Annotated in this window: 14 protein-coding genes and 2 riboswitches; all 14 genes read right to left on the minus strand. The window is 54.7% G+C overall.

Translation table 11 applies throughout. The features are described from left to right. Positions 1–257 precede the first annotated feature (257 nt). The 14 genes from JTP09_RS07465 to JTP09_RS07530 all read right to left on the minus strand — a co-directional run bounded on the left by JTP09_RS07465 (position 258) and on the right by JTP09_RS07530 (position 26,807). On the minus strand, positions 258–2,318 hold the full coding sequence (locus tag JTP09_RS07465; RefSeq protein ID WP_204877838.1) for a neutral/alkaline non-lysosomal ceramidase N-terminal domain-containing protein: 2,061 nt from the start codon (positions 2,316–2,318) through the stop codon (positions 258–260). 182 nt (positions 2,319–2,500) lie between these two features. After that, positions 2,501–6,391, minus strand: a complete 3,891-nt coding sequence (locus JTP09_RS07470) for a DNA-directed RNA polymerase subunit beta' (protein ID WP_204877839.1) — start codon at positions 6,389–6,391, stop codon at positions 2,501–2,503. An 80-nt stretch (positions 6,392–6,471) separates the two neighbouring features. Further along, a complete protein-coding gene (rpoB, locus tag JTP09_RS07475) occupies positions 6,472–9,969 on the minus strand; it encodes a DNA-directed RNA polymerase subunit beta (protein ID WP_204877840.1) in 3,498 nt (1,165 codons plus the stop codon). Between the two features lie 324 nt (positions 9,970–10,293). After that, entirely contained in the window at positions 10,294–11,775 is a 1,482-nt protein-coding gene (locus JTP09_RS07480) for an L-serine ammonia-lyase (protein WP_370592535.1), read from the minus strand. Between the two features lie 84 nt (positions 11,776–11,859). Next, positions 11,860–12,975: a glycine cleavage system aminomethyltransferase GcvT gene (gene gcvT, locus JTP09_RS07485; RefSeq protein ID WP_204877841.1), complete on the minus strand. Its 1,116-nt coding sequence runs from the start codon at positions 12,973–12,975 to the stop codon at positions 11,860–11,862. A 50-nt stretch (positions 12,976–13,025) separates the two neighbouring features. Beyond that, a complete protein-coding gene (gene gcvP / locus JTP09_RS07490) occupies positions 13,026–15,869 on the minus strand; it encodes an aminomethyl-transferring glycine dehydrogenase (protein ID WP_204877842.1) in 2,844 nt (947 codons plus the stop codon). A 58-nt stretch (positions 15,870–15,927) separates the two neighbouring features. Next, a riboswitch (glycine riboswitch) is annotated at positions 15,928–16,035 on the minus strand. Beyond that, positions 16,036–16,154: riboswitch (glycine riboswitch) on the minus strand. A gap of 200 nt (positions 16,155–16,354) precedes the next feature. Then, a complete protein-coding gene (locus JTP09_RS07495) occupies positions 16,355–17,572 on the minus strand; it encodes a nitrate/nitrite transporter (protein ID WP_204877843.1) in 1,218 nt (405 codons plus the stop codon). 48 nt (positions 17,573–17,620) lie between these two features. After that, a complete protein-coding gene (gene narI, locus JTP09_RS07500) occupies positions 17,621–18,421 on the minus strand; it encodes a respiratory nitrate reductase subunit gamma (protein ID WP_204877844.1) in 801 nt (266 codons plus the stop codon). A 4-nt stretch (positions 18,422–18,425) separates the two neighbouring features. Next, positions 18,426–19,226: a nitrate reductase molybdenum cofactor assembly chaperone gene (narJ, locus tag JTP09_RS07505; RefSeq protein WP_204877845.1), complete on the minus strand. Its 801-nt coding sequence runs from the start codon at positions 19,224–19,226 to the stop codon at positions 18,426–18,428. 3 nt (positions 19,227–19,229) lie between these two features. Then, positions 19,230–20,864 carry a nitrate reductase subunit beta gene (gene narH / locus JTP09_RS07510; RefSeq protein WP_204877846.1) on the minus strand — a complete coding sequence of 545 codons (1,635 nt, stop codon included), beginning with the start codon at positions 20,862–20,864 and terminating at the stop codon, positions 19,230–19,232. Further along, on the minus strand, positions 20,864–24,586 hold the full coding sequence (locus JTP09_RS07515; RefSeq protein ID WP_204877847.1) for a nitrate reductase subunit alpha: 3,723 nt from the start codon (positions 24,584–24,586) through the stop codon (positions 20,864–20,866). The genes narH and JTP09_RS07515 overlap by 1 nt, the downstream gene beginning before the upstream one ends. Before the next feature lie 76 nt (positions 24,587–24,662). Further along, positions 24,663–25,847: a ThiF family adenylyltransferase gene (locus JTP09_RS07520; protein WP_204877848.1), complete on the minus strand. Its 1,185-nt coding sequence runs from the start codon at positions 25,845–25,847 to the stop codon at positions 24,663–24,665. After that, complete coding sequence (locus tag JTP09_RS07525) at positions 25,841–26,326, minus strand: molybdenum cofactor biosynthesis protein MoaE (protein ID WP_204877849.1); 486 nt, start codon at positions 26,324–26,326, stop codon at positions 25,841–25,843. The genes JTP09_RS07520 and JTP09_RS07525 overlap by 7 nt, the downstream gene beginning before the upstream one ends. After that, entirely contained in the window at positions 26,316–26,807 is a 492-nt protein-coding gene (locus JTP09_RS07530; RefSeq protein ID WP_204877850.1) for a MogA/MoaB family molybdenum cofactor biosynthesis protein, read from the minus strand. Before JTP09_RS07530 ends, JTP09_RS07525 begins: the two co-directional genes overlap by 11 nt. Between the last annotated feature and the right edge of the window lie 10 nt (positions 26,808–26,817).

Here is a 26,817-nt window from a genome sequence, read left to right on the forward strand (position 1 = left end):
GATCCCCTCCGCCAGGATGCGGTCCTCAACAAGGCGGACCACCCGATCCTTGGCATCCTGATCAAATTTCTTCGGCATGTTCCAGATTTTCCCATCTACTCAAACGGAACAAAACCTGGGACACTTCGCTCCGAGAAAAGAACCCTGTTTCATAATCACCTACCAGGATAAAACCGATACGTATTTTACCCTCAGTAGGGCGAGCACGCGTCTGTGCTCTAACAGCAGCGCATGCCCGCCTAACCAGCATCCGCTACCTACCAACTTACGGTAAAGAGCTGTGAAACACCGGTGATTTCTTTGATGGTGCCGTAAGTCTTAGCGTGCCCGCGATAGACCAAACGGTATGTTCCAGCTTCAGCCTCAGTAGGTATCTGCCACTCAAGGGTAATCTTCGACTGAGCAGCAAGATAACGTTTCCAGATGAATTTTGTGTTGGGGTCATTGTCATTAGTGACGTACTGCCACTGCTGACCGTCATATTTTTGTATCTCGAGGAAGCTGGTGGAGCGCCCCACACTATTGTTAGGGTGCGCTCCTTGGAATACCGCAGAAACGGTCTCGCCCGGACGCACGTTGCGGGGTTGCGACAGTACATCGCCAAAACGACGAAAGCCCGAAACGTCATAAAGCACCTTGCCTTGCCCACTCACCGGTGCGTGAGGCTCAGAAGGCTTATCGCCCAGAGGCATCTCGACCTTGTGTTTGAGGGCAGTACCCACATTTTGCACTGTTTGTCGGAAGGCAGGCAGAGTGTATCTGCCGAAGAGAGTCGCACCGCCCTCATACTGCTGGGAATCGTACTCCTCGGGTGTAGTGACGTAGTGGCTGTAGGCGTTAGTGTACCCCTGAAGAATAATCTTCTCCTCAGGCACCCCAAACAACTCAGCCGCGTCCTGCTTGATAGTTACGCCCGCTGCGCCGGTCCACTCCCCCGGCAAACCTAGCAAGTAGTAATCACCAAATTGCATAATCTGTACCGGAAGATGAGTCTGCACGGTGTTGCCCACCGATACAGCCAGCAAGTTTTCTTTAGGCGCCTGACAGGCAGCGAGCCGCGGTGAAATATTGTAAACAGCCCTGTTCACACCGGCGAAGAAAGCATTAGCGCCCAACCCCTCACCGAAAATTGAGGGACCAGGGCCATCCTCCACCGCACCTGCGGCAAAAGACTGCCCCAAACTCGCATCGCAGGTTCGCTCAATCTTTCCCGTACCTGTATACAGCCGGCTCACTACCTGCTGCTCAAAATCCACATAGGTAATCCGTGAATCAATATCGGTACCAGCAGATTCACCTTCCTGAGTCAGTTGGGCTCGCACTGCATCTGCCTGACGCTGCCCCTGAATCTTCATATTCGTGAAATGGTCACCAGTAGGTCCCTGCCCCGGTTGCAAAAAAGTATTGGGAGAAACATCACCAGTATCAGAGTTCGCAAAAGCGGCAACGAATCCACCTCCCTTACCCATGTGCCAATCAACCCCGTGATCCACGGTCTCCAGCAGATACTGGGCATACCCTTTGTTATCGCCAGATACCAGCTTATTGGTATTCATCAGGTTTGTGGGATGGATCGCGTACCAGTTAATCAGAGCTTCAGTAACACCGTTACGCTCCAGCCTAAAGGTGGTGTTAGTAGTGTCTACGCCCTGGTTAAGTTTTGATTGAAGACTCTCAGGGTTAAGGGAGAAGGCTTCCAACGAACGGTTAACACCTGCCTCTAACTCTGAGATAGATACCGTCAGGTTACCGGGTGCCATATCAGCATGCGCTTGATGCACAGCATCCATAGCCCCGTCAATCGTCGCGTTAAAGGTATCGGGGTGCCAACCCGCAGTTGTCACGTTGTACAGAGAGTGTTTGGTAACCCCACCGGGAGTAGCGTGCGTATGAGTCGCCGTCACCATGACATTAGATTCGCCGTACACAGCACCGTACTCAGCGGTAAGTCGTCGCAAGAGCTCTTGGCGCACGCTGTCATAAGCACTCAAAGCATCCAATACAATGATCAGATTTCGCTGAGCAGTATGAGGGTTTTCAATAACGAACGCCCGAGCGTACTGACGCATATGCAGCCCCTCCCCCTTTTGCTCCAGGCTACCGTAGCCCATGAAGCCTACCTCTGCGACTTCACCCGTCATATCAGCAGCACCAGCACCCACCATAAGAGGGTTCAGCTGTGACGCATCAGCGTCAGCTGCCGAAGAACTCATCACATCAGTGATAGCCGGCGCAACCCCCAGTGTGCAACCAAGCGCCAACACTAAACCGGTAGCGATTTTCTTACTTCGCTGCGCCATCGACGATGATGATTTCATATTTTCCCCTTGATATGTGAATGCCATAGACCATAAAAATCTAAAAGCTGCCTAGCGCCAGGGGGGGCGATCCCCATCTACCCGCAGCGCAAGTACCCGAAGACTATAATAAAAAACGGACGCGCCGTCACCGATTTTTTCGGTAACGACGCGTCCGTCGTGAGCTAAGAATCAGCTAGAGATTACTGACCGTAATTGTAATCATCAAGCGGAATAGCCTGGAACTCAGGAGCGACTGAACCCTCGTTCTCAGCAGCGTAGCTGAAGTCTGAGAACATGTTAGGAGTCACCGAGTACATAGCCTCGCGAGCCTCATCAGTCGGTTCGACCTCAACATCGTTGTAGCGAGCAAGACCGGTACCAGCCGGAATCAGCTTACCGATGATGACGTTCTCCTTCAGACCGACCAGCGGATCAGACTTACCTTCCATAGCAGCCTGAGTCAGAACTCGGGTAGTCTCCTGGAAGGATGCAGCTGAGAGCCATGACTCGGTAGCCAGCGATGCCTTGGTAATACCCATCATCTCGGGACGAGCAGCAGCAGGACGCTTACCCTCAGCAACAGCGGCACGGTTAGCAGCCTGGAAAGCGGTGTTTTCAACCAACTCACCGGGCAGCAGTGAAGTGTCGCCTGATTCGATGACAGTCACACGACGCAGCATCTGACGAACGATAACCTCAACGTGCTTATCGTGAATGCCCACGCCCTGTGAACGGTACACGCCCTGCACCTCGTCCACCAGGTGCTTCTGAGCCTCACGAGGACCGCGAATACGCAGAACTTCCTTGGGATCAACAGCACCGACAACCAGCTGGTCGCCAACGGTCACGTGATCTCCCTCAGCCACGTTCAAACGCGCACGGCGCAGAACGGGGTAAGCGATAGGCTCGTCACCGTTATCGGGAGTCACAATAATCTTGAAGGATTTATCGGTATCTTCAATAGACACACGACCGGTTACCTCAGAAATCGGTGCAACGCCCTTAGGAGTACGAGCTTCAAAGAGCTCCTGAATACGGGGCAGACCCTGGGTAATATCGTCTGCCGATGCGACACCACCAGTGTGGAAGGTACGCATGGTCAGCTGGGTACCGGGCTCACCAATTGACTGAGCCGCGATAATACCCACAGCTTCACCAATATCAACCAAGTTGCCTGATGCCATTGAACGGCCGTAGCACAGTGCACAAACACCAACAGCTGACTCACAGGTCAGAACTGAACGAACCTTGACGTCCTTGATACCTGCCGCAAAGAGCTTTTCGATCATGGGATCTGAAACATCTTCACCAGCTGCTGCCAGAACGGTGCCGTCCTCAGCAACAACATCGACAGCCAAAGCGCGTCCGTGGATTGAGCTCTCAACCTCATCGTGCAAGGAAATTGCACCGGTCTCTTCTTCTACCTGAATCAAAGGCAGAGTCAAACCACGCTTGGTGCCACAGTTGTCTTCGCGAACGATGACATCCTGTGAAACGTCAACCAGACGACGGGTCAAGTAACCGGAGTTCGCGGTACGCAGCGCGGTATCAGCAAGACCCTTACGCGCACCGTGGGTTGCAATAAAGTACTCCAACACCGACAGACCTTCACGGTAAGAAGACTTAATCGGGCGGGGCATAATTTCGCCCTTGGGGTTTGCCACCAGACCACGGATACCCGCGATCTGACGAACCTGCATCCAGTTACCACGAGCACCTGAGGTCACCATACGGTTAATGGTGTTCAAGCCTGAAAGGTTGTCCTTCATCGCAGCAGCAACTTCATCAGTTGCCTGGGTCCAGATGTCGATAAGCTCAGTACGGCGCTCTTCGTCATCAATCAGACCCAAATCAAACTGGTTCTGAATATCAGCTGCCTGCTTCTCGTACCCCTCCATAATGGCGGGCTTGGTGGGAGGCGCTGCGATATCTGAAACAGCAACGGTAACGCCTGAGCGTGACGCCCAGTAGAAACCGGTGTTCTTCAGGTTATCCAGGGTGCGTGCGACGACGTCCATGTGGTATTTTTCAGCCAAGTCGTTAATCAGGGCGCCAAGACCCTTCTTATCGGCAACACCGTCGTACCAGGGGTAGTCCTCAGGCAGGGTCTGGTTGAACAGAACCTGACCAACGGAGCAATCTACCAGCAGACGGTCGCCTGCCTGGTAGCCCTCGGGAAGGTCGTAACCAGCAGGGGGTACGAAGTCATCAAGTTCAATCTTAACCTTGGTGTACAGCTCGATCTCGTGCAGATCCATTGCCATGATTGCTTCAGCCAACGAGCTGAATGCGCGACCCTCGTTCTTCTCACCATCACGAGGAGTAGTCAGGTGGTACAGACCGATAATCATATCCTGGTCAGGAACCGCAACAGGACGGCCGTCTGAAGGCTTCAGAATGTTGTTTGAGGACAGCATGAGGATGCGTGCCTCAGCCTGAGCCTCGGGAGATAGGGGCAAGTGAACTGCCATCTGGTCGCCATCGAAGTCAGCGTTGAACGCTGAACACACGAGCGGGTGCAACTGAATAGCTTTACCCTCAACCAGCTGGGGCTCAAACGCCTGAATACCCAAACGGTGCAGGGTAGGTGCACGGTTCAGCAAGACAGGGTGCTCGGTAATGATTTCTTCAAGAACGTCCCACACCTGAGGGCGGAAACGCTCAACCATGCGCTTTGCAGACTTGATGTTCTGAGCGTGGTTGAGATCAACCAGACGCTTCATCACGAAGGGCTTGAAGAGCTCAAGCGCCATCTGCTTCGGCAGACCACACTGGTGCATCTGCAGCTGGGGGCCACCGACGATAACCGAACGGCCTGAGTAGTCAACGCGCTTACCCAGAAGGTTCTGGCGGAAGCGACCCTGCTTACCCTTGAGCATGTCAGACAGTGACTTCAGCGGACGGTTGCCAGGGCCAGTCACAGGACGACCACGACGGCCGTTGTCGAACAGTGAGTCAACAGCTTCCTGCAGCATACGCTTTTCGTTGTTCACGATGATTTCGGGCGCACCCAAATCAAGCAGACGCTTCAAGCGGTTGTTGCGGTTAATCACACGGCGGTAGAGGTCGTTCAAGTCTGAGGTTGCAAAGCGACCACCGTCAAGCTGAACCATAGGACGCAACTCGGGCGGAATCACAGGCACAACGTCAAGAACCATACCCAGCGGTGAGTTATCGGTAGTCAAGAAGGAGTTGACGACCTTCAGACGCTTCAGAGCGCGGGTCTTCTTCTGACCCTTACCGTTCTGAATGATGTCCTTGAGGGTCTCAGCTTCAGCTTCCATGTCGAAGTTCTCAAGACGCTTCTTGATGGATTCAGCACCCATTGAGCCCTCGAAGTACATGCCGTACTTATCGACCATTGAGCGGTACAGCGCTTCATCACCTTCAAGGTCAGCGACCTTGAGATTCTTAAAGCGATCCCATACCTTATCGAGGAATTCAATCTCGCGCTCGTGGTTCTTACGAACAGAAGCCATCTGGCGCTCTGCCTGTGAACGGAGCTTATCGATCTGAGACTTCTTGCCGCCCTCAGCTTCAAGCTTGGCAAGTTCCTCCTCGGTCTCGCGAGCAATCAGGTTAATATCAGCGTTCAGCTGATCCTGAAGAACCTTCTTGTCGCGGTCGTGAGCAGCCTGCAGGTTGGGCAGGTCCTCATGACGCGCGTCCTCATCAACGCTGGTAATCATGTATGCAGCGAAGTAGATGATCTTTTCAAGATCCTTGGGAGCCAAATCAAGCAGGTAACCCAAGCGTGAAGGAACACCCTTGAAGTACCAGATATGAGTCACAGGAGCAGCCAGCTCAATGTGGCCCATACGCTCACGGCGCACCTTAGCGCGAGTTACCTCAACACCACAGCGCTCACAGATAATGCCTTTGAAGCGTACACGCTTGTACTTACCGCAGTAGCATTCCCAGTCGCGAGTGGGGCCGAAGATACGCTCGTCGAACAAGCCCTCTTTCTCGGGCTTCAGGGTTCGGTAGTTGATGGTCTCGGGCTTCTTGACCTCGCCATATGACCAGCCGCGGATATCGTCGGCGGTAGCCAGGCCAATTCGCATCAAACCAAGTGAAGATTCGTTGGACATTTGGTCCTTATCTCTTTTCCGTAAAATTTGAAGACTATAAATTTTCTCGATGCTGTGAAAGCACTAAACCTCTAAAAGGCTTAGACTTCCTCAACTGAGCTCGGCTCTACGTGTGAGAGGTCGATACCCAAAGCATCAGCGGAACGGTAGCCTTCATCATCAACATCGCGCATTTCAATGGTCTGACCGTCAGTTGAAAGAACCTCAACGTTCAGGCACAGTGACTGCATTTCCTTGATGAGAACCTTGAAAGATTCAGGCACACCGGGTTCGGGGATATTCTCGCCCTTAACGATTGCCTCGTATACCTTCACGCGACCGTGAACGTCATCAGACTTGATGGTCAGGATTTCCTGCAGGGTGTAAGCGGCACCGTAAGCCTCAAGCGCCCACACTTCCATCTCACCAAAGCGCTGACCACCGAACTGAGCTTTACCGCCCAGGGGCTGCTGGGTAATCATGGAGTAAGGACCGGTTGAGCGAGCGTGAATCTTATCATCCACCAAGTGGTGCAACTTCAAGATGTACTGGTAACCCACAGAAATAGGCTCGGGGAAAGGCTCACCGGAACGACCATCAATCAAACGCGCCTTACCGGTACGGTTGATCAAACGCTCACCGTCACGGTTGGGATTCGTGTGATCGAGCAGGTCAAATAGCTCGTCCTCGTAGGCACCGTCGAACACAGGGGTTGCGACGTTGGTGGGACCTGATTCCTTGGGAAAGTTCGGCATACGATCGAGCCACGCGGGGTTGCCTTCAATCTTCCAACCCTGCTTTGCCAACCAACCGGTGTGAACCTCAAGAACCTGACCGATGTTCATACGACCGGGAACACCCATGGGGTTCAAGATAATGTCAACGGGGGTGCCGTCTTCCATGAAGGGCATGTCTTCGATAGGCAGAATCTTAGAGATAACGCCCTTGTTACCGTGGCGACCTGCAAGTTTGTCACCATCAGTAATCTTGCGCTTTTGCGCAACGTAGACACGAACCAGCTGGTTAACGCCAGCAGCTAGGTCTTCATCGTTATCTTTACGGTCAAGGACGCGAACGCCAATGACTGTGCCTGACTCACCGTGGGGAACCTTCAGCGAAGTATCACGAACTTCGCGTGACTTCTCACCGAAGATAGCGCGCAGCAGGCGTTCCTCGGGGGTCAGCTCGGTTTCGCCCTTGGGGGTAACCTTACCCACCAGAATGTCGCCAGCTTCTACCTCAGCACCGATGTGGATAATACCGCGCTCATCCAAGGCTGAGAGAACTTCCTCAGATACGTTGGGGATATCGCGGGTGATTTCCTCAGCACCGAGCTTAGTGTCGCGGGCATCAATTTCGTGCTCTTCAATGTGAATTGAAGTCAGCACGTCATCAGAGACCATGCGCTGGGACAGGATAATGCCGTCCTCAAAGTTGAAGCCTTCCCATGACATGTATGCCACAAGCAGGTTCTTACCCAGAGCCAATTCACCGTTATCGGTTGAGGGACCATCAGCAATCAGACCACGAGCCTCAACGCGGTCACCCTCACGCACAACAACACGGTTGTTGTAGCAGTTACCGGGGTTCGAACGTGAGAACTTCTTAATCTGGTAGGACGAGGTGGTGCCATCGTCGTTGCGAACAACAACTAGGTTAGCCGAAACCTCAGAAACAACACCAGCTTTGACAGCCAGAACTGAATCGCCTGAGTCGAGAGCAGCGTACTGCTCCATACCGGTACCCACCAAAGGAGCCTCAGACTGCAACAGCGGCACAGCCTGACGCTGCATGTTAGCACCCATCAGTGCTCGGTTCGCGTCATCGTGTTCCAGATAAGGAATCAACGCAGTAGCAACCGACACCATCTGGCGAGGGGAAACGTCCATGAACTGAACTTCGCCACCGGCAACCAGAACAGCTTCACCGGAGCCATCGCCTGCACGACACAGAACCTGGTCTTCAGCAAAGAACATGTCATCGTTCAAAGGTGCATTAGCCTGCGCAATAATCGCGCCCTTCTCATCATCAGCAGTGAGGTACTTAACCTCATCGGTGACCTTGCCATCACGCACAATGCGGTAGGGGGTCTCAATGAAACCGAAGGGGTTGATGCGACCGTAGGTTGCCAATGAACCAATCAGACCAATGTTCGGGCCTTCAGGGGTTTCAATGGGGCACATGCGGCCGTAGTGAGAGGGGTGAACGTCTCGAACTTCCATGCCCGCGCGATCACGGGAAAGACCACCGGGACCCAGAGCAGACAGACGGCGCTTGTGGGTCAGCCCAGCCAAGGGGTTGTTCTGATCCATAAACTGTGACAGCTGTGAGGTACCGAAGAACTCCTTGATGGAAGCAACCACGGGACGGATGTTAATCAGCGACTGAGGGGTGATAGCCTCGGCGTCCTGAGTAGTCATACGCTCGCGGACTACGCGCTCCATACGGGAAAGACCGGTGCGGATCTGGTTCTCAATCAGCTCACCTACCGCACGGATGCGGCGGTTACCGAAATGGTCGATGTCGTCAGTATCAACACGGATGTCAATCTCTTCGCCATCACGCATACCCTTGATAGATGAACCACCAGCGTGCAGGGTAACCAGGTAACGAATCATTGCTGCGATATCGTCTTCGGTCAGTACCATGGCCTTGGGATCGCTCAAAGGCATCTCAACGCCGAGCTTGCGGTTCACCTTGTAGCGACCAACCTTCGCGAGGTCGTAGCGTTTGGGGGTGAAGTACATGTTGTCCAGCAAGTTCTGGGCAGCATCAACTGTGGGGGGTTCACCCGGACGCAGTTTGTGGTAGATATCAAGCAGAGCCTCTTCGCGGGTCTCTACTGAGTCTTTTTCAAGGGTTGCGCGGATTGAGTCGAATTCACCGAATTCGGCAAGAATCTTTGCTTCTGACCAGCCCAGCGCCTTCAACAGTACAGTGACTGACTGCTTACGCTTGCGATCCAGACGAACACCTACCTGGTCGCGCTTGTCAATTTCAAGCTCGAACCAAGCACCGCGTGAAGGAATAACCTTTGCGGTGTAGATGTCTCTATCGGAGGTGCGGTCAGCGGTCTTTTCAAAGTAAGCACCGGGTGAACGTACCAGCTGGGAAACAACAACACGCTCAGTACCGTTAATGACGAAGGTGCCAGAGGCGGTCATGAGCGGAAAGTCGCCCATAAACACGGTCTGCTGCTTGATTTCGCCGGTGTTGTTGTTCATGAACTCGGCCTTGACATACAAAGGAGCTGAGTAGGTCGCGTCGCGATCCTTAGCTTCTTCCATGGTGTACTTGGGGTCAGCGAATTCAGGGTCGGAGAATGACAGGGACATAGTGCCCTGGAAGTCTTCGATGGGTGAGATTTCTTCAAAAATTTCAGCGAGACCTGAAATCTGTGCAACAGAGGTGTCACCAGTTTCAGCAGCTGCTGCGCGGCGAGCTTCCCAGCGTTCGTTGCCTATGAGGCGGTCGAAGCTATCGGTCTGCAACGCCAAAAGGTTAGGAACCTGAAGGGGCTCAGAGATTTTTGCAAAAGAAACGCGGCTGGATGCTCCGCCGCTAGCGGTTTGGTTATGTGAGGTGCTCGAGGCGACCAAGATTGGATCCTTCCACAGACCTGTCAGATTTGCGACGCTAGAACCTAGCTCTGCGCAAAGGCGCACCGACAGTCATCTTCTTCAGGCTTTTCCAACTTGGCAATCACATATGATGCTGTATGCCCTAAAGCTTTAGCTGTGTTCGCTGGTTTGTTGGTTGCTGGAAGAAAATGCGTCGGACGCATGTGCTTGGTTTAACCATGCCCACCGCTATATGAAGGCACAGAAAGTTAGGGCTAGCGTAAATACCAACACTACACTATGGAAATCCATTAGTCCATACCTTGTCACCGTAGTTTTTGCAAGTTCTCTTTCAGTCTTCTTTTAGCAGGCAACCACATTGACGGCGAGACCGCCCATGGAGGTTTCTTTGTAACGGTTGCTCATATCTTCACCGGTTTGGCGCATGGTTTCAATCACCTGATCCAAAGATACTCTGTGCTGACCGTCCCCACGCAGGGCAATACGGACGGCGTTGATTGCCTTGGTAGCAGCCATCGCGTTGCGCTCAATACAGGGAATCTGCACCAGACCGCCCACCGGGTCGCAGGTCAGCCCCAGATTGTGCTCCATCGCAATCTCAGCGGCGTTTTCGACCTGCTCGTTAGTGCCGCCCATTACCTGTGCAAGACCTGCTGCAGCCATCGATGAGGCTGTACCCACCTCACCCTGACAGCCCACTTCAGCGCCCGAAATTGAAGCACGCTTCTTATACAGCGAGCCAATAGCCGATGCCGCTAAGAAGAAGTCTACAATCGCGTCTTCCTGCACCTTCGTACCGCGATTACGCACCTCAGGCACGTAGTTCAGGGCATAGTGCAACACCGCCGGAATGATACCCGCCGCGCCATTCGTCGGGGCTGTCACCACGCGCCCACCAAAAGCATTCTCTTCATTCACTGCCAAAGCGATCAGGTTGACCCAATCCCACGCCATCTCGGGGGCTTTTTGGGCGTCCTCTTCCATGAGTTTGCGATGCCAATCCCCCGCACGGCATCGCACCTTCAACTCGCCGGGCAGGTACCCCATACGCCCTAACGACGAACCAATGCACTCGCGCATCACCTGACGAATACCCAAGATACCGGCGCGAATCTCTTCTTCACTGCGCGCTGACTTTTCATTTTCAAGTTTGAGGGCGGCAATAGAAAGACCTGCACTATTAGCCATATCTAGCAGTTCATCCCCCGAGCCAAAGGGGTAGGGTGCCTTATCAAGCACACCGCTATTTGATGACTCCTCGTCCTCCTCAACGATGAACCCACCGCCGATTGAAAAATAGGTGCGTTCTAGCAAGAGGGTCTCTCCCGCAAAAGCTGCCACCTTAATACCGTTGGTGTGACGGGGCAAAACGGTCAGCGGACGCAGGGTCATCTGGGATTCCTTGTAGGAAATTACCGGCCCGTACACCAACTTATTGACGGGATCTAACGTGCCGGAGGCAAAGTCCTCCCCTGAAAACCCTGCCAGGGGCAGGGTTCCATCAACTTGGTTGCGCTCCATCATTCGCTCAGATGCAGCGATGTCGATAGTCTCTGGAACAAAGCCACACAATCCCTTAAGAGCCGCGCTCATCGTGCCGTGACCTGCGCCGGTTGCTGCCAAAGACCCGTACAAGTCAATGTGGATGCGCGTTACCTCACCCAGTTGTTTAGCATCAATTAGCTCAGCAATAAAACGATTGGTTGCGCGCATAGGCCCCACAGTATGGGAGGACGAAGGACCAACACCGATACTAAAAAGATCAAATACGCTGATGTCATATTCGAGGGCTTCTGCTTGCTTGAGTTCTGAACTGGTCTCCACAGTGATAGCTCCTTGTGGGATAAGAGGGTGGAAATGCTAAAGACCCGCCCGCGCTTGTGGCACCGGCGGGTCTTTATTATAAGCCTACTTCTGACGTGTATAGAAAGGCAAAGCGACAATGTCGAACGGGGCTTGCTTGCCACGAATATCAACGTTGACGGTATCGCCCTCACGAGCGTAGTCGGTATCGATCAGAGCCATCGCCACCGGGTAGCCCAAAGTGGGGGAAGGAATACCGGAGGTAATCTCACCAATAGTTTTCTCACCATCTACCAGGGTTGAACCAGCGCGGGCAGGACGCTTGCCCTGAGCTTTCAACCCCACCAGCGAGCGAGCTGGTGCCTGTTCAGCCATCTTTTCGAGGGCGGCTCGTCCGACAAAGTCTGCAGACTTTTTGGTGAGAGCAATTTCTACCAGTTTGCCAAGACCTGATTCGAAAGGTGTAATCTCAAGACCCAGTTCGTGACCGTAGAGAGGCATGCCTGCCTCAAGGCGCAGTGAGTCGCGGGCGGCGAGGCCTGCGGGAAGAATCTCAAAGGCTTTGCCCGCTTCGAGAGCGGCGTTCCAGATAGTCAGTGCTGAAGCGTTGGGTACGTAGATTTCGAACCCGTCTTCACCCGTGTAGCCGGTACGCGCCAGAAGGACGTCGATACCCGCGATGTTGGCGGGTACTACCGCGTAGTAGCCGAGACCGGTGAGGGCGTCCTCATCGGTCATTCCCATAGCGAGCATAGTTTTTTCGGAGGCGGGGCCCTGTACTGCCACCAGTGAGGTTTCTTCTGACTCGTTGGTGAACTCCACGTCGAAGTCGCCCCGGCGAGCGCTCATTACCTCAAAATCAACCGCGACGTTAGCGGCGTTGGGTACTACCAAGAACTCATCTTCTGCTAGGCGGTAGGTGATGAGATCATCGATGACTCCGCCATCCTCGTTGACGAGAATGGAGTACTTTGCTTTGCCGACCTTGAGCACTGACATGTTAGAGACCAACGCGTAATCGAGGAAGGCTGCGGCGTCTTTACCTTTGACGCGGAACTCGCCCATGTGGGACAGGTCAAAAAGACCTACCGACTGACGAACGGCATGGTGCTCGGTGACATCGTTGGCATATTTCAGGGGCATGTCCCAGCCACCGAAATCGGTGAAGGACGCGCCCAGCTCAGCGTGGGCGTCGTAGAGGGAGGTTTTCTTGGGGGTCATATCTTTTTCTTTTCTGCTCTTGGAACCGTGAAGTTGCTACCGGCGTGCGCTTAGTTGTACTCGATGTCGAAGGCTTCGAGCGGAGGGCAGTCACACACGAAGTTGCGGTCTCCACCGGCTCCGTCGATGCGACCCACGGAGGTGAAGTACTTGGCGGCGCGCAAGGACGCAACGGGGTAGGCTGCCTGGGTACGGCTGTAGGGACGGTTCCAGGTGTCAGCGGTGAGTACATCCGCGGTGTGCGGTGCATTGCGCAGCACTGACTCTTCAACGCTTACTTTTCCGTCAATAACCTCTTGAATTTCAGCGTGGATTGACTCCATTGCTTCAATAAAGCGATCCAGTTCTTCTAGGTTCTCAGACTCGGTAGGCTCGACCATGAGGGTGCCCGGTACGGGGAAGGCAAGGGTGGGTGCATGGAAGCCGTAGTCCATCAGGCGCTTGCAGACGTCCTCGGCGGTAATCTTTGAGGCCGCGGTAAGTTCGCGCAAATCAAGGATGCACTCGTGAGCTACCAGTCCGTTGTCTGAGGTGTAAAGCACCGGGTACTTGTCTTTGAGCTTCTGAGCAATGTAGTTAGCGCCTAGAATTGCGTATTCGCTGGATGCGCGCAGACCGGTAGCTCCGGTCATCGCCATGTACATCCAAGAAATAGGAAGGACGCCGGCTGAACCGAACATTGCCTGAGAGATGGGAAGGGGCGCTCTGTCGGTCAGGTTACCGGTGGCATCCGCGAGGTAGCCGTTGCCGGGCAGATACTTTTCAAGATGCGCGCCCACCGCAACGGGGCCCACGCCGGGACCGCCACCACCGTGCGGGATGGCGAAAGTCTTGTGCAGGTTCAGGTGCGACACGTCGCCACCGAACTTGCCAGGCTGTGCCAGCCCCATCTGCGCATTGAGGTTAGCGCCGTCGATGTATACCTGCCCACCGGCTGCGTGTACCAGTTCGCAGACCTCGACAACCTGCTCCTCGAAAACGCCGTGGGTTGAGGGGTAGGTAATCATAATGGCAGCAACAGTATCGCTGTGCTTCTCAATCTTTGCTTTGAGGTCTTCAACATCTACCGAGCCGTCAGGGGCGGTAGCGACAGGGGCGACTTTGAGACCCGCCAAAGCTGCTGATGCGGCGTTGGTGCCGTGCGCTGATTGGGGAATGAGCACGATATTGCGCTGAGTATCCCCACGGTCTTCGTGGTAGGCACGAATAGCGCGCAGCCCCGCATACTCACCGGACGCGCCGGAGTTGGGTTGCAGCGAAATAGCATCATAACCGGTTACCGCGAGCAACCAATCGCTTAGCTCATCAATCAATTTCTTCCAGCCTTTTGCCTGCTCAGCAGGAACCAGCGGGTGAATGTTCGCGAACTCAGGCCATGAGATGGGTTCCATCTCGGCGGCAGCGTTGAGCTTCATGGTGCATGACCCCAAGGGAATCATAGTGCGATCCAGTGCCAGGTCTTTATCAGAAAGACGACGTAGGTAACGCATCATTGCGGTTTCAGACTGATGGCTGTGGAAGACAGGATGCTGCATGTACTCATCGGTACGCAGCAGCTCTGAGGAGAGCTCGTACTGGTCGGTGGATGCGGGCAGAGTTGCACCTAGGGCTTCAGCAAGAACTGTAAGAACTGCCTCGGTGTGTGATTCACCCACTGAGATCGAAATGCGGTCAGCGTCAATACGGCGGATGTTGATACCAGCCTTTTCAGCCTGGGCGACCAGCTCGTCAGCGCGTCCGCCCGTTTTGAAGCTCACGGTGTCAAAGAAGCTCTCATGCACCAGGGTCAGACCGGCTGAGACCAGGCTCTGAGCAAGGCGTGCGGCATTCGTGTGCAGACGCTGTGCAATAGTCTTCAAACCAGCGGGGCCGTGGTAAACCGCGTAAGCGCCAGCCGCAATCGCCAGCAGTGCCTGAGCGGTACAGATATTCGAGGTCGCCTTCTCTCGGCGAATATGCTGCTCACGAGTCTGCAACGCCAAACGGTAGGCGGGCTTACCCGCAGAATCCTGTGAGACACCTACCAAACGACCGGGCAGGGTACGCTCCATGCCCTTTGACACAGCCAAGTAAGCTGCGTGAGGTCCCCCGTACCAGAAGGGCAAACCAAAGCGCTGGGTGGAACCTACAGCAATATCAGCGCCCAGCTCAGCAGGTGAGGTCAGCAGGGTCAGCGCCAGAAGGTCAGCGTTAACGGTCACCAGAGCGTTACGTTCTTTAGCTGCGGCAACAATCTCACGCAAATCGCGCACCTGACCGTCGTGGGTGGGGTAGGCAAGGATAAGACCGTACAGATCGCCCTCGGGCAGACCGTCTGCAAAGTCAGTCACCACAAAGTCAATACCCAGCGCGTCCGCACGGCCCTTAACCACAGAAAGAGTCTGCGGCAGAACACCGGCGTCGATAGCAAAGAAGCCGTTCTTCACCTTCTTGTTGGCGCGGTGCATCATCACAGCAGCCTCAGCCACAGCGGTTGATTCATCGAGCAAGGACGCATTAGCAACCGGTAAGCCGGTCAGCTCCATGACAGTGTTCTGGAAGTTCAGCAAAGCCTCAAGGCGGCCCTGGGAAATCTCGGGCTGATAGGGGGTGTAGGAGGTGTACCAGCCGGGGTTCTCCAAAATATTGCGGCGAATGACAGCCGGAGTAATGGCGTCATAGTAACCGGCACCAATCATCTGGGCGTGTACGCTGTTCTCAGCGGCGTACTGGGCAATCTTGGTCTGCGCCTCGAGCTCACTCAACGGCTCAGGAAGGTCCAGTTCCCCCTCCACACGAATCCGGGAAGGAACAACAGCATCAACCAACGATGCCAAAGAATCATAACCGAGGGTGCCCAGCATATGCTCGGTGTCAGTAGCGTTAGAGCCAAGGTGACGGTCAATGAAGGTCATGGAAAAACTCTCCTGGTGAAAAGGCGCAAAGACTAGCCGCCGCAGTGACGGTTAGTGCCCTCCCCACTCTGTTATAAACCTGAGAGTTTTCACCAAAACCTTACACTCGCGCGATAGGTTTTCGCTTGCCCCTTCGGTGGAGGTGTCACGCCCCTCTCCAGAGTTGCCTGAGCTAGCGGTACTTTTGCCTGAGAGTTTCCCGGGGAGGGTTTGCTCCTTCGGCGCTACGCTATCAACCGGTTATTCACCCGGCGCTTTCGCGCAGTCTCTCCCGCCTAGCTGTAAACGGCACTATTTAATTTGTCTTCTCAAGTGTGCCACAGCCAACATAAAAGCACCACTCCCCCTACTCCTAAAGAACGGGAAAGTGGTGCTTTTATTCAAGTCTAATGCCCAGTAGATGAGGTAAGTTCACCGACAGTCTTTGAAGATACCTAGCATTTCAAAGATTGCCGGGGTTCTCTCTACCCCAACCGTATATGTGTTTATGAGGGACGTACCGCGTTCTTATCTGATTTCATCCACAGTGAGACAAGAAGCGAAACAATGCAGATGATCGCTAGGGCGTACAGACCCCATGCGTAGCTTTCGTTCGCGGTGTAGGCTGCACCCATGATCAGAGGCGGGAAATAACCGCCCAGACCACCGGCTGCTGATACCAGACCCGATACGGTACCGATATCTTGCGGGCGAACAACCTTGCCCAACCAGCCGTAAATGGTACCGGTGCCGAAGCCAACGAAGAATGCCGTCACAACGTGCAAGAGAGCGTTCAAACCGGTGGATGCGGGCTCGAAAGCAATCAGCACAACCAGTACTGCCACCGCAACAAAAACAACCAGGGTAGTCAGCTTTCCACCGAACTTATCTGCCGCAACACCACCGAAGGGGCGAGCAAGCACGGCGCAGGCAGCGAACATTGCGGCGAAAGTACCGCCAGCAACAGCCTCGTAACCATAGATGTTCTGCATATAGGTGGAGAGGAAGTTCGAGAAGGCAACGAAAGCACCGAAGACAACTGCATAGATAAAGCACAGTTGCCAGGTCACCAGAACCTTAGATACGCGAAGAATCTTAGGCATGACAGGCTCAGGTTTAGCAGCCTTCATCACCGGTGAATCCTTCAAGAAGAACCAGACAACGCAGGCGTAGATCAGAGCCACGCAGGTCATAATCAGGTGGGTAGGGAAATAACCGAAAGCCTGAAGCATACGGGGGTTGAAGAAAGCAGCACACGCGGTACCGACCATACCCATACCGAAAATACCGGTAGCAAGACCCTTACGGTGGGGTTCAAACCATGCTGAAGCGAAGGGGATGCCCACCGCGAAGATTGAACCGCCGATGCCCAGGAAGAAGGCAACTAGCAGCAGCAAGGGGAAGCTACCCATCTGACCCACCAAGCCGGTAACCAGAACCATTAAACCGGTGAAGGTCAGCATAATGGTGAACATGATGCGACCACCGTAACGGTCAGTGAGTGCGCCCACCGGAATACGCGCCAGTGAACCGACGATAACGGGGGTCGCGATCAGCAAAGAACGCTGCCCCTCAGTCAGACCGTAGGTTTCGGTGTAGTACTTGGCGAGCGGACCAATCATAGTCCAGCTCCAGAAACCAATCATTGAGGCACACGCCGCCATGATGGTGTATTTGAGCCCACCCTGCAGTTTAGGGTCACGCTCGAGTGTTGTAGTACTCATGAATTCCTCATTCAATACTGTGTGAAAGAAATAGTAAAAAATTCTTGATTAGCGAGACGCGCGTTCACGGTTTTTACGCTGTTCACGAGCGCTCTTATCAGACAGCTTGGCTGCGGTCGCCAAAGGCTCCCAGCCACGACGCGGTGAACGTGCGCCGCGACCCTCGCCGCCGCGTCCACGGTAAACAATGTAAGGACGGAACAGGTAATGCAAAGGCGCGGTAAAAGCGTGAACTAGGCGGGTAAAAGGCCACAGAGCAAAAAGCAAGAAAGCAACAATGATGTGCGCTTTGAAGGTGAAAGGCACATTGTGCATCAGCTCAATATCAGGCTGGAAAATCAGCACAGAGCGGAACCACGGTGAAATATCTCCGCGGTAGTTGTGACCGTGATGCCCCTGGAAAGCACTAAGAATAGTGACGCCAATGCCCAGAACAATAGCGCCCATCAAGAAGATGTACATGATCTTGTCATTCACAGTGGTTGCGCGGAACACGGTGGCGGTGGTGCGGCGACGGTAAACCATCATTACCAAACCAACAGTAACCGCAATACCAAAGGGCAGACCAAGGACCAAAGCCATCATGTGGTACACATCATCTGAAATGCCCAGTGCCGCGGTCCAGCTTGCAGGAATCAGCAGACCCGCGATGTGACCGGCAAGAACGCCCACCAGACCGTAGTGGAACAGCGGGGAGGCGATACGCAACATCTTAGATTCATAGACCTGAGATGAGCGGGTAGTCCAACCAAACTGATCGTACTTGTAGCGCCAGAGGGTACCACCGATGAGAATCACGATGGACATATAGGGCAAAATGCCCCAGAGGAACAGATCTAGAAGGTTCATCGGTTTAACTCCTGGTAGAAACTTCAGTCAGGGATGAGGGCACGGGTGCAGGTTGCAACAGGGGCAGAAGACGCGGGTCTGTGGGATCAAGCCCCACTGACTCAGCGGGCGGGGTTGCCCGTGCGAGCTTCTGAATTTCCTGGGCTGTTTGCGGGGATTCTCCCGGCAAGCTATCGCAGATGCACTCCACCAGTTTGTGGAAAGCAAGATTGTCATCGCGCAAAGCAAGACGCAACAGCTCTAGGGAAGGGCGGTATGCCTGCAAGGATGCGCGTCCAGCACGTGAATCTACCAGGGCGGTAAATTCAAGCACGAGTGGCAGGTAATCGGGCAGTTCACCATGAAGGTTAGTCACCATACCCGAGTCGCGGTACATCTTTTTAAACCGGGTAAGGGCTTCGCCGCGTCGGCGGGTATCTCCTTCAGTCCAGTACGAAAGATGAAAGGAATGACGCCGCGAAAGGTCGTATTCCTGCACGTAGGAGGCGGCAACGTCCTCCATGGGTGCTGATTCGTACCAGTGTGCAACGTCATCAATCGCCTCAACGAGCGGGGTCTCCCCCACTTCTTGGGCTAGCTGACGCAGTTCGGGAATCAACGCCTGAATTTCAGTATCGGGGTAGCGCATGAGCACAGATGCCACCTGATAGATGACCTGCTGACCCTCAGTTGCCTGACCGAGGTCAGCATCGAAAGGGTCAGTGCTACCGGGCACTACCGTGTCGAAAGAAGGCGCGGACGCGCCGGGGGTGGGTTCGGTTGCCGAACCCGCCTTGCCCATGAGTTTAGAGAAAAATCCCGCCACTGCCTACGCCTTCTTAGAACTGGTGGTATCGGGGAACAGGGCATCGGGGCGACCGTTGCCGTCCCACATGAAAATGTTGACCTTACCGTCAGCTCGCTGGGCGTTGGCATAAGAACCGGCTGAGACCGGAACAGGGCGGTCGCCCATGCCCGAGAAGGCATCGTCGTAGAGCATGCCGGGACCACCCTCGCCTTCCAGCGAGCAGCCCGTCTCTTCGAGGTTGTGGGCATCTTCCATGTGAGCTGCGGGAATTACGTAGCGCTCGTCGTACTTTGAGATAGCCATGAGGCGGTACATTTCGTACATCTGAGCACCGGTCATACCCACAGCGTTAGCGATTTCTTCGTTACCCACGTTGCCGAGGGTGATATCACGCATGTAGGAGCGCATTGCTGCCAGCTTCTTCAGCACGTCAACGATGATGGTTTTATCGCCAGCGGTGAAGAGCTCTGCCAGGTACTCGACGGGAATACGCAGGGAGTCGATGGCACCAAAGAGGTTGTCCTTGGATTCAGCGTCGTGCCCCTGTTCCTTGAGCAAGTCGATAATCGGTGACAGCGGCGGCACATACCAGACCATGGGCATGGTGCGGTATTCGGGGTGAAGCGGAAGAGCAATCTTCCATTCCTTCGCCAGCTTGTAGACCGGTGACTTCTGTGCAGCTTCAATCCATGCTGAGGGAATATTGCTCTTTTTCGCCTCAGAAATGACCTGGGGATCGAAGGGGTCAAGCATCAAATCAAGCTGTGCCTCGTACAGATCCTTCTCATCGGGTACTGACGCAGCCTCGGTCACACGATCAGCGTCGTAGAGGAAGATACCGATGTAGCGCATACGACCCACACAGGTTTCCGCGCAAACGGTAGGAATACCGTGCTCGATACGGGGGTAGCAGAAAGTACACTTTTCTGCCTTACCCGATGCGTGGTTGAAGTAAATCTTCTTGTAGGGGCAACCGGTGATGCACTGACGCCAACCGCGGCACTGATCCTGATCAACCAGTACAATGCCATCTTCTTCACGCTTGTAGATAGCACCTGAGGGGCAGGACGCCATGCAGGAGGGATTCAGGCAGTGCTCGCAGATGCGCGGCAGGTAGAACATGAAGGTCTTTTCGAATTCGAACTTGATCTTCTCTTCTGATTCCTGACGGATCTTCTGCACGATGGGATCCTCGTTACCGGTCACAAAAGTACCGCCGAGGTCATCGTCCCAGTTCGCTGACCAGTCAATAGCGGTGTCTTCACCGGTAATCAAAGACTTCGGTGCAGCAACGGGAAAGTCATCGCCCAAAGGAGCGTTAGTGAGGTTCTCGTAGTCGTAGGTCCACGGCTCGTAGTAGTCACTCATCTCGGGCTGAACAGGAGATGCAAAGAGGGTAAAGAGCTTCTTGAAGCGGTTACCGCCTTTGAGTTCCAGACGTCCGCGCTTGTTCAGCTGCCAGCCGCCCTTCCACTTCTCCTGATCCTCGTAACGCTTGGGGTAACCCAAACCGGGGCGGGTTTCGACGTTATTGAACCACACATACTCAGTACCGGTACGGTTAGTCCACGCCTGCTTACAGGTTACCGAACAGGTGTGGCAACCCAGGCACTTATCCAGTGCCATAATCATTGAAACTTGAGCCATAACGCGCATTAGTAGGTTACCTCCTGCTTGCGGCGGCGAATAACGGAAACAATATCTCGCTGGTTACCGGTCGGTCCCAGGTAGTTGAAGGCGTATGCCTGGTGCGCGTAACCACCGATAAGGTGGGTGGGCTTCACAAGAATTCGGGTCACCGAGTTGTGAATACCGCCGCGCTTGCCGGTTGCCTCCGACTTGGGAGTATCGACCAGACGTTCCTGGGCGTGGTGAACATAGACAACTCCCTGTGGCAGACGGTGTGAGACCACCGCGCGTCCAACGAAGACACCGCCGTCGTTGATGCACTCGATCCAGTCGTTGTCCTTGACACCAATACGCTCGGCGTCCTGCGGGGAAATCCATGCGTGGGAGCCACCGCGAGAAAGCGCCAGCATGTAAAGGTTGTCGTGGTAGGACGAGTGGATAGCCCACTTGTTGTGCGGGGTCATGTAACGCACCGCAATGGTGACCTCGTCCTGCTGTGTACCCAGAATCGGCTGGTTGAAGAGCTTATGCATATCCAGCGGTGGACGGTAGGTCGGCATCTGCTCGCCCATCTCGTTCATCCAGTCGTGATCCAAGAAGAAGTGCATACGGCCGGTGAGCGTGTGGAAGGGCTTGAGCTGCTCGATGTTCAGTGTGAAGGGAGCGTAGCGGCGGCCGCCGGTTTCTGAACCTGACCACTCGGGTGAGGTAAAGACCGGGCAGGGGCGATCTTGGGTATCACGGAACGTAATACGCTTTTCTTCGTTGCCCTCAGCCAAGTGAACGAACTTCTTGCCCACTCGCTTTTCGAGCTGTTTGAAGCCAGCAATAGCTACCGGACCGTTTGAGGTACCCGAGAGCGCCAAGATGGTATCAACCAGCTTCTCGATGGTATCGAGTGCGGGTAGCCCCTCACCCTTACCGGAGTTCATCACACCGTGCTCCTCCGCCAGCTTCGCCAGCTGCGGATTAACATCAACAGTGATTGCCTTGGTGGTAGTACCGAGCTTCGAGAGCAGCGGACCCACCGAGGTGTACATATCGTACAGAGCCGGGTAGTCACGCTCGACCACCGTGAAAATCGGCATGTTCTTGCCGGGAATACCCTTGACGCCCTGGTTCTTCCAGTCCGGGGCATGACCGCCGGGCTGGGCAATCTGACCGGGAGTGTCATGCTGCAAAGGCACAGAGACAACATCTTTACGAGTGCCCAGGTGCTTAGCAGCCAACTTGGAGAAGACGTACGCCAGTTCCTTGAAGGTCTGGTAGTCAGTCTTAGCCTCCCACGGCGGGTCAATAGCCGGGGTGAAGGCGTGAATGTAAGGGTGCATGTCGGTCGATGAAATATCGAACTTCTCGTACCAGGTAGCGGTCGGGAACACGATATCCGATGACAGGGTAGATGAGGTCATACGGAAGTCCGCAGTCACCAACAGGTCAAGTTTGCCCTCGGGAGCGTTCTCGTGCCACTTGATTTCACGCGGATGCACATCTGAGTCACCGGCACCCATGACGTTGTTGTGGGTACCGAGTAAGTGCTTGAGGAAGTACTCTTCACCCTTAGCGGACGAACCCAGCAAGTTGTTACGCCAGAGCATCAAAGTGCGCGGCCAGTTGACGGGGTTATCCACGTCTTCAACCGAGAATTCAAGGTCTCCTGAGTTCAAGCGTCCTGCAACGTAAGCAGCAGGGTTCTCAGCGGCGCCTGATTCGACAGCTACCGCTGCCTTATCGGCCAAATCCAGTGAATTCTCGGGGAACTGCGGGTAGAAAGGCATCCACCCCATGCGGGCAGAGCGCGCCAGAATATCGGCGGTGTGAACGCCCTTGAGTTCACCCTTGGCAAGGGGAGATTGCAGGGAGTCAGCGGAGTAACCATCAAGACGCCACTGGTCGGTGTGCATGTACCAGAAGGAGGTACCTGCCTGGGTGCGTGGAGGGCGAACCCAGTCAAGAGCGTTCGCCATATGCGCCCAACCGGTGATCGGGCGAGCCTTTTCCTGACCCACGTAGTGAGCCCAGCCGCCGCCGTTGCGGCCTTCACAGCCACACATCATCAGCAGCGCCAAGATAGCGCGGTAGGTAGCATCACCGTGGTACCACTGACAGATACCCGCACCAAGAATAATCATAGTGCGACCCTTTGAATCAATGGAGTTCTGTGCAAATTCACGTGCCACACGAATAACGGCCTCGGCGGGTACCGAAGTGATTTCTTCCTGCCATGCGGGGGTGTACTCGGTGGTCACATCGTCAAGACCCTTTGCCCAGTTACCGGGCAAACCGGGACGACCGATACCGTACTGTGCCAGCATCAAGTCAAAGACGGTGGTGACTTCCATACCCTCCACCATGAGGGTGGGAACACCGCGTGAGACCACGTGACCGGCACCGTCAGGAGTATCGAAGGCCGGCAGCTTAATTTCGGCAACGCCGGTAGCACCACCGGCAACATCGTTGATGGAAAGGGCGGGTTTAACGCCGTTCAAATCAAGGTTCCACTTGCCCATGTCTTCTTCGTTGTAACGGTGACCCAAGGTGCCGTTAGGAATAAAGACCTCACCGTTGTCACGGTTAATAAGAGCGGTCTTGAAGTCAGCATCAGCCTGACCCTCTCCAATGGAAAGGTCTGAAGCCTTCACAAACTTATGGGGAACCTTGGTGCCGTCTTCACGGGTTTCGAGGCGAACCAAGAAGGGGAAGTCGGTGTAGGTGGTGACGTAGTCTTCAAAGAACTCTACGCGCTGATCCACAAAGTTTTCCTTGAGAATCACGTGCCCCATTGCCATAGCCAACGCTGCGTCCGTACCGGGCTGAGCGGGCAACCACTCATCGGCGAACTTGGTGTTATCAGCGTAGTCCGGTGACACGGTGACAACTTTGGTACCGCGGTAGCGAACCTCAGCCATCCAGTGAGCATCAGGGGTACGGGTCACGGGAATGTTTGAACCCCACATCATGAGGTAGGTGGCGTCCCACCAGTCACCAGATTCGCGGACGTCTGTCTGGTCACCGAAAACCTGGGGTGATGCCACGGGCAGGTCAGCGTACCAGTCGTAGAAGGAGGTCATAACGCCACCCATGAGCTCGATGTAACGAGCGCCGGAGGCGTGTGAACCCATTGACTTAGCAGGAATGGGTGAGAAGCCGATGTTACGGTCAGGACCGTAAGTACGAATGGTGTGAATCTGGGCGGCAGCGACGATTTCTAATGCCTCAGTCCAGGTAGCACGCACCAAACCGCCCTTACCGCGGGCAGTCACGTAGCGGTTGCGCTTTTCGGGGTCTGAGACGATAGCGGTCCAGGCTTCAACGGGGTCACCGATGCGTGCCTTTTCCTCGCGGTACATTTCAAGCAGGGGACCGCGAATGTAGGGGTACTTTACGCGGGTAGGTGAGTAGGTGTACCACGAGAACGCAGCACCGCGGGGGCAGCCGCGGGGTTCGTACTCGGGACGGTCGGGGCCAATGGTGGGGTAATCGGTTGCCTGAGCTTCCCAGGTAATCACGCCGTCTTTGACGTATACCTGCCAGGAGCATGAGCCGGTGCAGTTAACACCGTGGGTGGAGCGTACAACCTTGTCGTAGCTCCAGCGGTCGCGATAGAAGACATCGCCTTTGCGCCCACCCTGACGGTAGACGGTGCGGTTATCTTCTGATTCTTCCCATTTAGAGAAGAACTTTCCAAACTTAATGAGGCGGTCAGAGACCGGGCCGTCCGGGCCGGGTACATACGATGTCTGAGTCATACACCCAAGCCTACAAAAAAATAGGTATTAAAAATACCAAATAAAAATGTTCGCTAATTCAAATTTATTTTCCACGTCAAGCGTTCTCAAGCCAGGCATTGATACCCCCTGCTAGGGAAGCAAAAGCCCCCACACCTGCGTCCGCCAAGATGCTTTGAGCACGCAGCGAGCGCACCCCTGCCGCGCAGTATAGAATCACCGGCTTATCATCTACCATCAAAAGCTCTGAAATTTCAGCGAAATCGCCACCCTCATTCTGCAGCTGCTCCAGGCGCGACAGAGGCAGGTGAATAGCACCAGGAATAGCTAAAGCATCAAACTCGTGTTTTTCGCGAACATCGATGAGGTTGATCTCACCCTCACCCAAGAGCCCCTCAATCTGTTCAACCTCCACCTCTTGCGGTGATTCAAAAGAAAGCGATGACACGTCAATAAAATTTTTATGACCAATTGTTACGCTAGGTTCATCTGAACCTTGTGAATTTTCAGAACTCTGTATAAAGGGAAGCTCAGAAGTATTTTCACGGCGCTCAGATGCCTTGAGAGGAATGTAGTCCCAGCGCCCATCAAGCCCCGAGTAGTACCCCACCGTGCCAATCATCGGTATGCCCACACCGGTCAGCAGTTTTAAAGTTTCTAGCGCCATGGAGGTGCCCACAACACCCGCCAGTGGTCCAAGGACGCCAGCGGTCGCGCAGTTAGGCACTGAACCGGGAGCAGGCATCACCGGGTAAAGATCCTCATACACTGGCCCCCTCCCCTGCCAGAAAACGCTCATCTGCGCGTCAAAGCCAAGAATGGCACCCCAAATATGCGGTATGCCAGCCTCAGCGCAGGCCCGCGAGACCAGGTACCGAGTCTCAAAATTGTCGCTACCATCGAGCACTGCATCAGCATCAGCAAACAGAGAGTGAGCGTTCTTGTTACTCAAGCGCTCTTGCACCGTGCGCACCGTAATAGTGGGATTAAGCGATCGCATGGCGTAAGCTGCCGATTCGGTCTTAGAGTTACCCGCGGCAGCAAAAGTATGAATAATCTGGCGGTGAAGGTTAGAAAGCTCCACCTGATCATCGTCGATAACAGTGAGCGTACCAATTCCCGCAGCAGCGAGGTAAAGCAGTGCAGGAGATCCCAGCCCACCAGCGCCGACAACAACAAGGTGCGCGTCCTTGAGGGTATTTTGGGCGGCGGCTCCCCACTCCGGCAGAATCATCTGCCTGCGGTAAAGCTGTAGTTCGATGGAGCTGAAGTTCTCTAGCATGAGGATTCGATTCCTACCCATTCAACTTTGCCATCGGTAAGGGTCTGTTCCTTCCAGATGGGAACCATCGCCTTAATATCGTCCGCGATTTTTTCGCAGATATCAAAAGCTAGACCGCGGTGAGCTGCAGCAGCCATAACGGTGAGGGCTGATTCACCAATGGGAATATCGGCGACTCGATGCACCGCTAGCGCTCGCACGCCGGGGGTTGCCTCGACGACTGCTGCTACAACCTCGGCGATTTTTTCGGTGGCGAGGGGGTGTGCCGAATAAGAGAGGCCAGCGACCGATTCACCGTGGTCATGATCGCGCACAATACCGTCGAAAATAACGAGGGCTCCCATGCCAGGGATCATGACGGCTTCGCGCCACTGCTGGTAGTAGTCTTCGAGACGGTCTTCGATGATGTCGGTGTGAACCACCGCTGAGGTGGCTGGTTCCGTGGCGGGGTACTGGGCAAGGTGCTCGTTAGTGATCATGGTAATCCTGTAGCTGACGAATGATGTGCGGGAGGAGTTTTTCAAGGGTGGTGACGCCATCAGTCACACCCCCCACCGAACCAGGCAAAGTCATAATGAAAGTGGTACCGATGGTGCCGGCAACTCCGCGGGAGAGGACGGCGGCGGGGGTGTTGGTGAGTCCCAGCGTCCAAAAGGCGTGCATAATGCCCGGCACTTCTTTATCGAGGTGGGGGCGCACCGCTTCAACGGTTTGATCATCGGTGTTCAAGCCGGTGCCACCGGAGGTCAGAATGACGGTGGGTAGGTTGCCCGCCTCAATGACGGATGCGAAATAGGCGGGCATATCAGCATCTGCCACCACGGTGGCGTCCGGGGTCTCAAAGCCCTGCGAGCGCAACCATTCCACGGCGATAGGGCCTGATTTATCGGGGTAGATGCCTTTGGAGGCGCGAGTTGATGAGACGATGACCAGCGCGCGGGCGGGTTTTCCCTCCATCATCAGCGGTTCT

Source organism: Rothia sp. ZJ1223 (genome assembly GCF_016900985.1).
Classification (GTDB): Bacteria; Actinomycetota; Actinomycetes; order Actinomycetales; family Micrococcaceae; genus Rothia.